Source organism: Paraburkholderia sp. A1RI_3L, assembly GCF_048957895.1.
Classification (GTDB): Bacteria; Pseudomonadota; Gammaproteobacteria; order Burkholderiales; family Burkholderiaceae; genus Paraburkholderia; species Paraburkholderia kururiensis.
This window is the reverse complement of sequence record NZ_JARCHA010000005.1, coordinates 117,227-129,930: the sequence shown is the minus strand read 5'-3', so window position 1 is coordinate 129,930 and position 12,704 is coordinate 117,227. Positions and strand designations below refer to the sequence as shown.

General features: G+C 67.4%; 9 protein-coding genes. 6 read left to right on the top strand and 3 right to left on the bottom strand.

The window, feature by feature from the left end; all coding sequences use genetic code 11:
* Positions 1–124 precede the first annotated feature (124 nt).
* The 6 genes from PXJ20_RS15895 (at position 125) to PXJ20_RS15870 (ending at position 9,697) form a co-directional block, all read left to right on the top strand.
* The gene (locus PXJ20_RS15895; RefSeq protein ID WP_421029415.1) at positions 125–2,635 is read left to right on the top strand and encodes an acyl-CoA dehydrogenase; all 2,511 of its coding nucleotides are present in this window, start codon (positions 125–127) and stop codon (positions 2,633–2,635) included.
* A gap of 150 nt (positions 2,636–2,785) precedes the next feature.
* Positions 2,786–4,201, top strand: a complete 1,416-nt coding sequence (locus PXJ20_RS15890) for a 3-oxoacyl-ACP reductase (protein ID WP_421029416.1) — start codon at positions 2,786–2,788, stop codon at positions 4,199–4,201.
* Entirely contained in the window at positions 4,174–5,157 is a 984-nt protein-coding gene (locus PXJ20_RS15885; protein WP_421029417.1) for a MaoC family dehydratase, read from the top strand. Before PXJ20_RS15890 ends, PXJ20_RS15885 begins: the two co-directional genes overlap by 28 nt.
* Positions 5,158–5,221: 64 nt before the next feature.
* The gene (locus PXJ20_RS15880) at positions 5,222–6,523 is read left to right on the top strand and encodes an acetyl-CoA C-acetyltransferase (protein ID WP_421029418.1); all 1,302 of its coding nucleotides are present in this window, start codon (positions 5,222–5,224) and stop codon (positions 6,521–6,523) included.
* A 65-nt stretch (positions 6,524–6,588) separates the two neighbouring features.
* Positions 6,589–8,379: an AMP-binding protein gene (locus tag PXJ20_RS15875; protein ID WP_421029419.1), complete on the top strand. Its 1,791-nt coding sequence runs from the start codon at positions 6,589–6,591 to the stop codon at positions 8,377–8,379.
* 289 nt (positions 8,380–8,668) lie between these two features.
* Positions 8,669–9,697 carry a DUF1571 domain-containing protein gene (locus PXJ20_RS15870; protein WP_421029420.1) on the top strand — a complete coding sequence of 343 codons (1,029 nt, stop codon included), beginning with the start codon at positions 8,669–8,671 and terminating at the stop codon, positions 9,695–9,697.
* An 81-nt stretch (positions 9,698–9,778) separates the two neighbouring features.
* On the opposite strand, the gene PXJ20_RS15865 is transcribed toward PXJ20_RS15870, so the two are convergent.
* The 3 genes from PXJ20_RS15865 to PXJ20_RS15855 all read right to left on the bottom strand — a co-directional run bounded on the left by PXJ20_RS15865 (position 9,779) and on the right by PXJ20_RS15855 (position 12,538).
* Complete coding sequence (locus PXJ20_RS15865) at positions 9,779–10,249, bottom strand: hypothetical protein (protein ID WP_421029421.1); 471 nt, start codon at positions 10,247–10,249, stop codon at positions 9,779–9,781.
* A gap of 44 nt (positions 10,250–10,293) precedes the next feature.
* The gene (locus PXJ20_RS15860; RefSeq protein ID WP_421029422.1) at positions 10,294–11,874 is read right to left on the bottom strand and encodes an FAD-binding oxidoreductase; all 1,581 of its coding nucleotides are present in this window, start codon (positions 11,872–11,874) and stop codon (positions 10,294–10,296) included.
* Between the two features lie 163 nt (positions 11,875–12,037).
* Entirely contained in the window at positions 12,038–12,538 is a 501-nt protein-coding gene (locus tag PXJ20_RS15855) for a hypothetical protein (protein WP_421029423.1), read from the bottom strand.
* Between the last annotated feature and the right edge of the window lie 166 nt (positions 12,539–12,704).

Below are 12,704 nucleotides of genomic sequence, written 5' to 3'. Positions count from 1 at the left end.
AAGACCGGCTGAGCGGCCCACACCGACAACAACAAAACTGCTTCACGCCAGTCACGGGCTTGCACTCGCCCGCCGGCATCGACGTGAACAGGTCGCAGACAGGCTAATCAGGGAGGAAAACGCCATGTCGTGGTTCATCGTTGCGTTCGTCATCGGCGCGGCCGCGCTGCTTTACGTCGAGGCCCATGCGGGGTGGTGGCTCGCCGCATCGATCGTGTGGGTTGCCGCCGCGCACCTTGCGGGTGTTGCGGGCACGTTGGGCACAGTGCTGCTCGCTGTTGTCGTCGTGCTGCCCGCGCTGGTGCTCGCGCTCAAGCCGCTGCGCCGCACATGGCTCACAAGGTCCGTGCTCGATACGTTCCGCCGCATCCTGCCGGAGATGTCGCCCACCGAGCGCGATGCCATCGAAGCCGGCACCGTGTGGTGGGATGCCAAACTCTTCGCCGGACGCCCGCATTGGGACGCCCTGCTTGCACACGGCCCCGCCACGCTCACCGCCGAGGAGCAGGCATTCCTCGACCACGAATGCGAGGAACTGTGCCATCTCGCGAACGACTGGGACACCACGGCTGTCTGGCAAGACCTCTCGCCGCAAGCGTGGCGTTACATCAAGGAGCAGGGCTTTCTCGGCATGATCATTCCGAAGCGCTACGGCGGTAAGGAATTCTCCGCGTACGCGCATTCGCAGGTCATCATGAAGCTCGCCACGCGCTGTTCGGCGGCGGCTGTTTCGGTGATGGTGCCCAATTCGCTCGGCCCCGCCGAACTGCTCATGCACTACGGCACCGAAGAGCAGAAGAATCACTACTTGCCGCGTCTCGCACGCGGTGAAGAAATTCCGTGCTTCGCGCTCACGAGCCCCTATGCCGGGTCCGACGCGGCTGCCATTCCCGATGTCGGCATTGTCTGCAAGGGGCTGTTCGAGGGCCGCGAGACGCTCGGCTTTCGCGTGACCTGGGAAAAGCGCTACATCACGCTCGGCCCGATCGCCACCGTGCTGGGTCTCGCATTTCGCGCGCTCGACCCCGACCATCTGCTCGGCCCCGACGACGAGCCCGGCATCACCTGCGCGCTGATTCCCACGACGCATCCCGGCGTGCAGATCGGCCGGCGCCACTGGCCGCTCAACGCCGTGTTCCAGAACGGCCCGAACTGGGGCAAGGACGTCTTCATTCCGCTCGACTGGGTGATCGGCGGCCGTGCTCAGGTGGGCAACGGCTGGCGCATGCTGATGGAGTGCCTCGCCGCGGGACGCGCCATCTCGCTGCCTTCATCGAACGTCGGCATGGCGAAGCTCGCGGTGCGCGGCACCGGCGCCTACGCCGCCGTGCGCCGCCAGTTCCGCACGGCGATTGGCCGCTTCGAGGGCGTGCAGGAAGCGCTCGGCCGCATGGGTGGTCATCTCTACGTGATGGACGCGGCGCGCCGGCTCTCCGCGCAAGCCGTGGATCTGGGCGAGAAGCCGTCGGTGATCTCGGCGATCGCGAAATATCACATCACCGAGCGCGCCCGCAAAGTGATCAACGACGGCATGGACGTCGTCGCCGGCAAAGGCATCTGCATGGGACCGTCGAACTTCCTCGCGCGCGCCTATCAGCAGGTGCCCATCGCGATCACCGTGGAAGGCGCGAATATCCTCACGCGCTGCCTCATCATCTTCGGCCAGGGGGCGATACGCTGCCATCCCTACGTGCTCAAGGAAATGACTGCAACGCGCGAGAGCCATAGCGAAGCGGACTATCCACGCGCGCTGCGCGAGTTCGATGCGGCGTTCTTCGGGCACCTCAACTTCACGCTCTCGAACGCCGTGCGCAGCCTCGTCTACGGACTGACAGGCGGCCGCTTCATTCGCGCGCCACAGCGCGCCGACGCCACGCTCGCGCCGTTTTATCGCGCGGCCACACGCTTATCCGTCGTGTTCGCGCTGCTCGCGGACGTTTCGATGTTCGTACTGGGTGGCGACCTCAAGCGGCGCGAGCGCATCTCGGGGCGACTCGGCGACGTGCTCGCCCAGCTCTACCTGATCTCGGCGACGCTCAAGCGCTACGAGGACGAAGGCCGCCAGCAGGACGACCTGCCGCTCGTGCGCTGGGGCGTGGAAGATGCGCTCTTCACGGCGCAGCAGGCCATTGACGGCGTGCTCGCGAATTACCCGAACCGCGCCGTCGCGTGGCTCGTGCGCGCGCTGGCGTTCCCGTTCGGCCTGCCGCATCGCGCGCCGTCCGATGCACTCGGCACGCAGATTGCCGAGCTGATGCAGACGCCCGGCGCCGCACGCGAGCGCCTCGTCGCGGATTCGTACGTGCCGCCTGTCGAGGTGGACGCGATCGGCTACGGCGAACTGGTCTTTGCGCTGAGCCCGCGCGTGGCCGACATCGAGCGCAGGCTGCGCGACGCCGTGCACGCGGGCAGGCTCGCGCCGATGCCGCAAAGCATGGCCGCGCTCGCCGCCTGGACCACGAGCGCCCAGCAGCAAGGCTTGATCGATGCAGACGAACGGCAGACGCTCGACGACTACGCGCGCTACGCGGCCGAGGCCGTCAAGGTGGACGATTTCGCACCGGACTTCGATATGCTCACGGGCCTGCAAAAACGCCGCGAGGCACTGGAAAAGGCGATGGATCTGGCCGCATGAGCGGGCACAACACGCGGACGGGCACGAGGACAAGCGCGCAGGCACGCGCGTGAAGACACGAGACTACGAACGCCCGCTAGCGTCACCGCCACCACGACATCCAACGAGAATCCAACGCAACGCGCGCCCCTTACGAGGACCACCACGAAGATGAACGACGCTTACCTGAACTTCGTGAACTCGCCGCTCGGCGGCAAGCTCGTGCGCTCGCTCGGGCTGCCGAAGCCGGAAGTGCTGCGCCGCTATCGCGCGGACCAGCCCGAGTTCGACGGGCTCGTCGCGATCGGCGCGGGCCGCGAGCCGCAATGGCTCGACGCGCTCGCCGGCATGATCGCGCGGCTCGGCATGACGAGCGTGGCGCACGAGAGCGCTGCGCTGTGGATGCCGCTCGCGGCACGGCACGGTCTCATGACGGGCCGCTTCGAGCCCGTGGACGCGGGCTCGCCCGCGCGCGTGAGCGCGCTGATCTTCGACGCATCGGGCATCGACGACAGCCGGCATCTCGAACCGCTCTACACGTTCTTTCACGACGCGCTGCGCTCGGTGGCGCGCTGCGGGCGTCTCGTCGTGCTGGGCCGCACGCCGCAGCACTGCGCGAGCGCGCGGCAGTGGACCGCGCAGCGCGCGCTCGAAGGCTTCGTGCGCTCGCTCGGCAAGGAAGCGCGGCGCGGCATCACCGCGAATCTCGTCTACGTGGCGCCGGACGCCGCGCACGGCATCGAATCGACACTGCGCTTTCTGCTCTCGCCGCGTTCGGCTTATGTGTCGGGCCAGGTCGTGCGCATCGAACATGCACCCGTTATGCCGGACCTGCCCGACACATTCGACTGGCAGCGCCCGCTTGCCGGCCGCCGCGCGATGGTGACGGGCGCCGCGCGCGGCATCGGCGCGGCGATCGCGCACGAACTCGCCGCCCAGGGCGCGCACGTGATGGGCATCGACATTCCCGCGGCCCGCGACGCGCTCGACTCGACGATGCGCCAGATCGCCGGCACCGCCCTCGCCTTCGACATCACCGCGCCCGAGGCGCCCGCCGACATCGCCGCGGCGCTCGACGAAAACGGCATCGACATCGTCGTGCACAACGCGGGCATCACCAAAGACAAGACCGTGGCGAAGATGAGCGTCGAGGCATGGCGCAGTGTGATCGACATCAACCTGAGCGCGCAGGAGCGCATCGACGACGCGCTGCTCGACGCCGGCACGCTGCGCGACGGCGGACGCATCGTGTGCGTGTCGTCGATTGGCGGCATTGCGGGCAACGTGGGCCAGACCAACTACGCGGCCTCGAAGGCCGGCGTGATCGGGCGCGTGGAGAGCATGGCCGCGCCGCTGCGTGCGCGCGGCATCACGATCAACGCGGTGGCGCCCGGCTTCATCGAAACGCAGATGACCGCGAAGATGCCGCTCGCGATTCGCGAAGCCGGCCGGCGCATGAACGCGATGAGCCAGGGCGGCCAGCCCGTGGACGTGGCGCAGACCATCGCATGGCTCGCGCATCCAGGCAGCGCGGGCGTGACGGGCCAGGTGGTGCGCGTATGCGGTCAGAGCCTGATTGGAGCGTAGCCGTGAACAGCGGGCAGCCATTCGGCAAGGGACCAGGACACGCAGGCGGAAACGGATCGCAACATGGCGAGCCCTCCGCAACGCGGCGTCCGAAGACCGTCGTCGTTGAACGCGTCCCCGCTCCTGCGGTGCTCTACGCGCGCGCACTCGCGGGGCTCATGCGACGCCATCGCGTGAACGTGTTGCCGGCGCTGCGGCTGGTACGCCCTGCCGTCACGCTCGACCCGCTCGCGATGGAGCGCTACGCGCGCGTGTGCGGCTTCATTCCCGAGCACGGCGTGCCGCTCACGTTCATTCACGTGCTCGCATTCCCGCTGCATCTCATGTTGCTCACCGACCCGGCGTTTCCGTGGTCCGCGCCCGGCATCGTGCATCTCGCCAATCACGTGCATCTGCGCAAACCGCTTGCCGAAGGCGACGTGCTGCGCGTGGAGGCCGAGTTCGGCGCGCTGCTGCGCCACGAAAAAGGCCAGGCATTCGTGCTCAATTCGCGCGTGTACCGGCGCGGCGAAGCGGTCTGGGACGGCGAGAGCGTGTACCTGAAGCGCGGCATCGCCGCAACGGGCGACCCGCTCGACAGCATGGCGTTCGAGCGCGACGCGCTCGCGCGGCTGGCGCGCTGGCAATTGCCGCGTCAATTGGGCCGCGACTATGCGAGCGTCTCAGGCGACTACAACCCGATCCACCTCACCGCGCTCTCCGCGAAAGTATTCGGTTTCCCGCGTGCCATCGCGCACGGCATGTGGACGCTCGGGCGCGCGTGCGCCGCGCTGCAGCCGCCGAAGCCGCTCGCCAGCGCGAGTGCCAGCGCCGAATTCAAGCTGCCGCTCGCGCTGCCGGGCGAAGCATCGCTCTGGAGCGCGGCCACTTCGCTCGTGGAACGCGAGTTCGAGGTGCGCGACGCCGCAGGCGAGAAGCCGCATCTGCGCGGCCGGTTCCAATGGGTGCTGCGATGAATGCCGCGCGCCGCCGCAAAGCCCGTACAACGATTGGCTGTAAAACCACGACCAGGAGCCCCGCATGACTCTGCCGCTTCCCGCCGTGCGCCGTGTCGCAATTGTCGGCGGCAATCGCATTCCGTTTGCCCGTTCGAACACCGCCTACGCTACCGCGTCGAATCAGGACATGCTCACGTTCGCGCTGCAAGGGCTTGTCGATCGCTTCAACCTGCATGGCGAGCGCCTGGGCGAGGTGGCCGCGGGCGCGGTCATCAAGCATTCGCGCGACTTCAACCTCACGCGCGAGTCCGTGCTCTCCACCACGCTCGCGAAGGAAACGCCCGCCTACGACGTGCAGCAGGCCTGCGGCACGGGCCTCGAAGCCGCGCTGCTGGTGGCCGGCAAGATCGCGCTCGGGCAGATCGAGGCCGGTATCGCGGGCGGCGTGGATACGACCTCGGATGCGCCTATCGGCGTGAACGAGAAGATGCGCAAGATCCTGCTCGAAGCGAATCGCGGCCGAAGCACCGCCGCGCGCGTGGGTGCGCTCGCGAAGCTGCGGCCCGGCATGCTCGTGAAGCCGCAGCTGCCGCGCAACGTCGAGCCGCGCACGGGGCTTTCGATGGGCGAGCATTGCGAACTGATGGCCAAGCGCTGGAACATCGCGCGCGAGGCGCAAGACGCGCTCGCGCTGGACAGCCATCGCAAGCTCGCCGCCGCTTACGAGCGCGGCTTCTTCAACGACCTCATGACGCCCTACCGCGGCCTCACGCGCGACAACAATCTGCGTCCCGACCTGAGCGCCGAAAAGCTCGCCTCGCTTACGCCCGCGTTCGACCGCGACGCCGGCACGATGACGGCCGGCAACTCGACGCCGCTCACCGATGGCGCCTCGGCCGTGCTGCTCGCAAGCGAGGCCTGGGCCGCGGCGCGCGGGTTGCCGGTACTCGCTTATCTGACGGCCTACGAGACCGCCGCGGTGGATTTCTTCGAGAAGAAGGAAGGCCTGCTGATGGCGCCCGCCTACGCCGTGCCGCGCATGCTCGCACGCGTCGGCCTCATGCTGCAGGACTTCGACCTCTACGAGATCCACGAGGCCTTCGCGGCGCAGGTGCTCTGCACGCTCGCCGCCTGGCAGGACGAGGAGTACTGCCTCACGCAGTTGCAACTGGACGCGCCGCTCGGCCCCATCGATGCGGCGAAGCTCAACGTGAACGGCGGGTCGCTCGCGACGGGGCATCCGTTCGCGGCCACGGGCGGCCGGCTCGTGGCGAGCCTCGCCAAGATGCTCACCCAGCTCGGCAAACCCGAAGGCACGGCACGCGGCCTGATCTCGATCTGCGCGGCGGGAGGCCAGGGCGTGGTCGCGATACTGGAGCGCTAAGCTCGCCGTTCAGGCAAGCACGCGTGCACACGATTTCCCTACAAGAATAGTCAGGAGACGAAGCGATGAACCAACCTATCCCAACGGCACCTACCGTGCCGACAGCGCCCACCGTGCCCGCTGCGGGCGCCGGCTCGATAAGGCCCGCGCCCAACACCGACGGCATCTGGTATGCCTCGTATCCGTCCGACGTGCCGCACGAGATCGACGTCAACCAGTACGCGTCCATCGTCCAGTTCTTCGACGAATGCATCGCGCAGTTTCGCGAGCGCGTGGCCTACGTGAGCGTGGGCGAGGACATGACCTACGGCGAACTTGCGCGCAAGGCGACGGCGCTCGCGGCGTATCTGCAGTCCATCGGCGTGAAGCCCGGCGACCGCGTGGCCATCATGCTGCCCAACACGTTTCAGTACCCCGTGTCGCTCTTCGGCGTGCTCAAGGCAGGCGGCATCGTCGTCAACGTGAATCCGCTCTACACGGTGCGCGAGCTTGCGCATCAACTGAAGGACAGCGGCGCGCAGACCATCATCGTGTTCGAGAATTTCGCGAAGACCGTGCAGGACGCCCTGCCCGGCACGCAGGTGCGCAACGTGATCGTGACGGCGCTGGGCGACCTGCTCGCGGACGGGCTCAACCTGAAGGGCCGGCTCATCAACTTCGTGTTAAAGCGCGTGAAAAAGATGGTGCCCGAGTACCGGCTGCCCGGCGCGGTGCGGCTGCTCGATGCGCTCGCGCTCGGCTACAGCCGCCCGCACACGCCCGTGCAGGCAGGCCACGACGACATCGCGTTCCTGCAATACACGGGCGGCACCACGGGCGTGGCGAAGGGCGCGATGCTCACGCATCGCAACATCATCGCCAATCTGCTGCAGGCGAAGGCGTGGTCCGCGGGTCAGCTCACGGGCGAAGTGGAAACGGTGCTCACGCCGCTGCCGCTCTATCACATCTACTCGCTCACGGTGAACGCACTCATCTTCATGGGCCTCGGCGGCCGCAATATCCTGATTGCGAATCCACGCGACACAGCGCGCGTGATGAAGATCATCCGCCACGAGAAGTTCACGGGCATCACGGCAGTCAATACGCTCTACAACGCGTTCCTCGACAACGAGGAATTCCGCAAGCGCGACTTCTCCGGGCTCAAGCTCGCCATGGCGGGCGGCATGGCCACGCAGAAGGCCGTGGCCGAGCGCTTCAAGGCCGTGACGGGCAAGCCGATCATCGAAGGCTACGGGCTCACGGAATGCTCGCCCATCGTCGCGATGAACCCCGTGGATCTGTCGAACCTGCACGACTTCGAAGGCTCGATCGGCGTGCCGGCGCCCTCCACCCAGGTGCGTTTCAGGAAGGACGACGGCAACTGGGCCAACATCGGCGAGCCGGGCGAGTTGTGCGTGAAGGGTCCGCAGGTCATGAAGGGCTACTGGAACCGCCCCGACGAAACCGCGAAGGTGTTCGACGAAGACGGCTGGCTCGCAACGGGCGACATCGGCGTGATGGACGCGCGCGGCTTCATCCGGCTCATCGACCGCAAGAAGGACATGATCCTCGTCTCCGGCTTCAACGTGTATCCGAACGAAGTGGAGGACGTGATCGCGATGCATCCCGACGTGCGCGAAGTGGCGGCGATCGGCGTGCCCGACCCCGCGCACGGCGAACACGTGAAGGTGTTCGTGGTGCGGCGCGACCCGTCGCTCACGGCCGAGGCGGTAATCCAGTTCAGCCGCAAGCACCTGACCGGCTACAAGGTGCCGAAGGAAGTGGAGTTCCGCGAGTCGCTGCCGCAGACCAACGTGGGCAAGATCCTGCGCCGCGAATTGCGCGACGAGGAATTGCGGAAGCAAACGCGCGGCTGAACCGTTTACTCTTCCATTTGCCGGCGCCGAGGAGCCTGTGGCGGCTCCTTTCGCCCAACATGGAGAGTGAACGATGAAGCATCCACCGGCGGCAGGGCGTGGCCACGCCTTGCTTGCGTTTGTCTTGCAGGGGTTGTGGGGGCGTGGTGATGTTGCGGCCGCTGCCGGAGTTGACGGGGTTGCCGCTGAAGCAGCCAGGGGTTCGTCGCGCAGTGGCGTTGCTGCACTGACCCGGCATATCGGCGCGCGTGTCGCCGCGTTCGCTACCGCGGTGGCGTTGGCGGTGACCATGGCAGTGCCCGCCGCGTTGGCGCCGGTGCCCGCAGCCCTGGCTGCCGAGTCGTCCGGCGCGCATGCAGTCGCTGCTCAAACCGCAAGCGACGCGGACTCAAACGCAGAAGCAGACGCAGGCAGCGCGAACGCTTCCGCCGATGCCCCGGCGAACGCCCCCGCCGAAGTGGCCGCAACGGCACTGCCTCCCACCTCCACCACCTCCACCACCTCCCCCACCTCGCCCCGTATCGCCAACGTGCCGCCCGGCGAGGCCGGCAAGCTCGCGCCCGACGCGCAGGTCGCCTGGCTCGCGCATGCCGCGAAGAGCGGTCTGCTCGAAAAGCTCGACGACGGCCAGCTCGTCTCGCTGTTCGAATCGCTCGATCCGCTCACGCTGCCGCGCTATCTCGCCACCGGTTCGGGCGGCTACCCCTCCTGCGAATTCACGATGTGGCGCAGCGAACGCGTGCGCGGCATCTGGCCGGGCAAACCCGATCACATGCTCGTGCGCCTCGTGCACGAGGCGCACGAGCCGCTGCGCATCTACGCGAAGTGGCTGCCTGACGGTGCGCACGCAGGCCAGGAAATTATCTACGACGCGTCGAAGCGCCGCGACGAAATGTACGGCCACCTGGGCGGCCTGCTCAACGTGATGCCGCTATGGGCCTCGCTCGATGGCGTGCTCGCGCGTGCGCAGTCGAACCATCGCGTGACTGATCTGGGCACGGCGTTCATCGTTCATCAGTACCTCACAGAAGGCAGGAAGTTCGCCGAGGCGGGCATCACGCACCCGAGCCAGATCGAAGTGAAGACGATGAACGGCGTGCGCGTGGTCGCGTTCACGTGGGAGACGCCGACGGGCCGGCCCGCGTTCTACGCGAAGAAGGAAGTGCTCGGGCTCGACCTGCGGCATCCGTGGTTTCGCACCATCGAGTCCTACGACAACGACGGCAGGATTTTCGAGCGCATCGTGTTCGAACACATTTCGCCGAAGACCTTCGACGACCTCACGTTCGACCCGAAAAATCCGGAGTACCGGTTTTGAGTGAAGGTAGTACCGACGTGTCGTGACGGAAGACACCACGGCCACGCGGCTTGCTGCACGCGTAATAACGCTTAATAACGCTTATGAAGCCACGATCGTGAACCACACGTGTTCATCGAGCCCGCTGCGCAGATCGTCGCGTCGTACGCCGCCCAGGGTCTCGCTGTGCACGTGCCATCTGAAGCTGCGCTGCATGTGCGCGAGCCGCGAGAGCACGAAGAAATCCGCAGGCCGCGTGAAGCCGACCAACGTCCACGGCTCGCGCGGCAGGCTCTGCGCGCGCATCAAGTCGGGCAGCAAGTCGGGCAACAACACGCCGTACCACGCCTCGGCGATGTCCTCGCCGACCGGCACGCAAGACAGCCGGTCCAGCGCGGCGTAACCCGTCGACCCCGCGTCGCGCACATAGCGCGCGAACCCGTGTTTCGCCACCAGCGCCTCGTCGAACAGGACCATGGCGCGGGCCTTGCCCGCCGCCCGCACCGTCCACGGCGGCAGGCACAGGCCGGCAGCAAGCCCTCCTCCTGTCATCACGAACCTGCGTCTGTCCACGTCGCCCCTTCTTTTGTCCCTGCGTTTGCCTGCTCTCTGCACGTTCATGTATAGCCGCGTGCGCTGCGCCACGCGCGCGGCCACACGCCCTGCTTGCCCGGCGAAAGCACGCCTTGCGGATCGAGTGCGTCCTTGATCGTTTCGGCAAGGCGCAGCAGCGCCCCGTCGTTGAAGCCGTACTGCGCGGCGGCGAAGTCCATCCACGCGAGATGCGAGCGATACACGCCGTAGCCCGCGGCGCGCGCGTCGCTCATCAACGCGCGCATGAGGTCGCTTGCCTGTTGCGTGAGGAGCGCATCGCCGGACGGGAAGATCGCCGAAAAAATGTGATGCAGGTGCCGCCCGCCCGCGGTGAAGCCGCCGTAGTAGTCGAAGCCGTACTCGGCGGCGCGCGTCTTGACGAGCGTGTACTGGCGCATGGCGTCGCCGCCCGTGGCGGGACAGAGCGGCGAAAAATCCACGTGCGCACCCGTGCCGCCGCGCCAGTCGAGCATGCGAAAGGCGCTCATCGCAGGAATGCCCGCGCGGTTGCGGGCGCCGCCCGCCGTGGGCTGTTCGTCGCCGCTGTACTTCGTCACGATGAACCGCGCGTCGCGCACGGACGCGAACGCGCGCTCGACGATGCGGTACTGCGCGGCCATCACTTCCGCTTCGCCGTAGAGCCCGAAATGCAGGTTCCAGCGGCCCACGCCGAGTTGCTTCGTCATCGACGCCACGACGCTCTCGGGCATGGCGCCGGGCCCGTCGTACCAGTGCTCGCGCGGCGAGAGGCCCGCGGCGCGGCGAATCGCGCCTTCTATCACCGCATGCTGGCCGATCGTGCCCGCGAGTTGCAACGGCCGCAGCGTCTCGATGAGCGGCGCGAGATCGTCCTCGCGCGGAAACTGCACTTCGACGATCCAGTACGCGGGCGGCGCCGGCATCAGCCACACGCCGAGCTTCGTCACGATGCCGTAGTTCGACTGCATGAAGAGCGGATCGAACTGCGGACCGTAGCCGTATCGATAGAGCTGCCAGGCCGTGCCGGTATCGATGCCGCCCATGCCGGTGCGCACCACGTCGCCGTTCGCGAGCACCACTTCCATGCCGCACTGCGTGGCCGCGTGATCGCCGTAAGGCGTGTAGCCGAAGCCGCGTTCGAGCGTGTTGCCCATCACGCTGCCCCAACCCGCGGCGGGCGGGTCGGTCCAGAGCCGGTAGCCGTGCGTGCGCAGATGCTGGTACAGGTCGAAGTAGCTGACGCCCGGCTCCACGAGCGCATAGCCGAGCGGCTCGTTGACTTCGAGAATACGGTTCATCCGCTGCAGATCGAGCACCACGGAGCCGGCCAGACGCGGCGCCGCGCCGCCGTAGCCGTAGTTGCGGCCCGTCGAGACGGTCCACAGCGGCACGCCATATTCGTTGGCGACGCGCAGAACGGCGCGCACTTCATCGACGGACGCCGGCGTGAGCACGGCCGACGCGGTGAACGCGCGCTCGCCGTCGCCCGGCGCGAACGGGTCGGCGTAGCGCGCGAGTTCGGCGGCCGTGGTCGACACCTGGTTCGCACCGACGATGGCGCCGAACGCGGCAAGGGCCTGCGCAAAGCGCGCGGCGGAAACATGGGGTGGCAAGGTGGGCGTCATGTTGCGCGGCAGCGGTTGGGTCTCGTCGGGTTTCGTCTCGTTTCGTCTGGTTTCGTCATTCACGCTCGGGCAGACTGGGTATGGGGTCCTGAGTGCGGGGCGCATCGGCGGCGCCCGCATCGGCGCCCTCATCGGTGCCCCCGTCGGCACGCCTCGGCGTATTTCAACGCCTCCCGCCGCCCATGCCGCCATGCATGCCGCCGCCGGCCCAGGCGTGCATGCCGCCACTGTGGAATCCACCGCCATGAAAGCCGCCATGGTCGTGAAAACCGTGGTCGTGAAAACCGCCGCCATGGAACCCGTGATGGTGGTGATGAAAGCCGTCGAAGAATACGAATCCGCCGCCCACCACCGTAACAGGCGCGGCGCCGTACCACCCGTCATCATAGTAGTCGGCGTAGTCCGCATAGGGGCCCGGATAGACGACCGTGGCTTGCGGACTGGCGTCCGTGCGCCACGTGCCGTCCGGCTGGCGGCAGGCGGTGCCGCGCACGGTTTGCGGCTGGCCGTCTATCTCGGCTGTCGTCGTGATGGTGCGGCACAGCGTGTCGTTCAGCGGCACGGCTGCCACGGGTGGCAGGGTCTCGCTCGGCGGCGGCACGGCGCAGCCGTACAGCGTCGCGGCGAGAGTGAATCCCAGAGTACGAGCAAAGGTATTCGGCATGACGTTCGTCCTGCAAACAGGACCGCCAACGGGCACGCGTCTGCATGCGCAGGCCATGCAAAGCCGTCGACGGTTGAGTCTTGCAACGGCCCGCGCCTGTCGTCGGCGCACGGTTGGCGAGCTGGGCTTCGGCGTGGCTTCGGCTGCGCTGCCTGCCTGAAGCAAC

Bases quoted from the DNA above. Each gene is read 5' to 3' on its own strand.
- PXJ20_RS15860 (WP_421029422.1), bottom strand. From the start codon at position 11,874: ATGACGCCCACCTTGCCACCCCATGTTTCCGCCGCGCGCTTTGCGCAG.
- PXJ20_RS15895 (WP_421029415.1), top strand. From the start codon at position 125: ATGTCGTGGTTCATCGTTGCGTTCGTCATCGGCGCGGCCGCGCTGCTT.
- PXJ20_RS15885 (WP_421029417.1), top strand. From the start codon at position 4,174: ATGCGGTCAGAGCCTGATTGGAGCGTAGCCGTGAACAGCGGGCAGCCA.
- PXJ20_RS15870 (WP_421029420.1), top strand. From the start codon at position 8,669: ATGGCAGTGCCCGCCGCGTTGGCGCCGGTGCCCGCAGCCCTGGCTGCC.
- PXJ20_RS15855 (WP_421029423.1), bottom strand. From the start codon at position 12,538: ATGCCGAATACCTTTGCTCGTACTCTGGGATTCACTCTCGCCGCGACG.
- PXJ20_RS15875 (WP_421029419.1), top strand. From the start codon at position 6,589: ATGAACCAACCTATCCCAACGGCACCTACCGTGCCGACAGCGCCCACC.
- PXJ20_RS15890 (WP_421029416.1), top strand. From the start codon at position 2,786: ATGAACGACGCTTACCTGAACTTCGTGAACTCGCCGCTCGGCGGCAAG.
- PXJ20_RS15880 (WP_421029418.1), top strand. From the start codon at position 5,222: ATGACTCTGCCGCTTCCCGCCGTGCGCCGTGTCGCAATTGTCGGCGGC.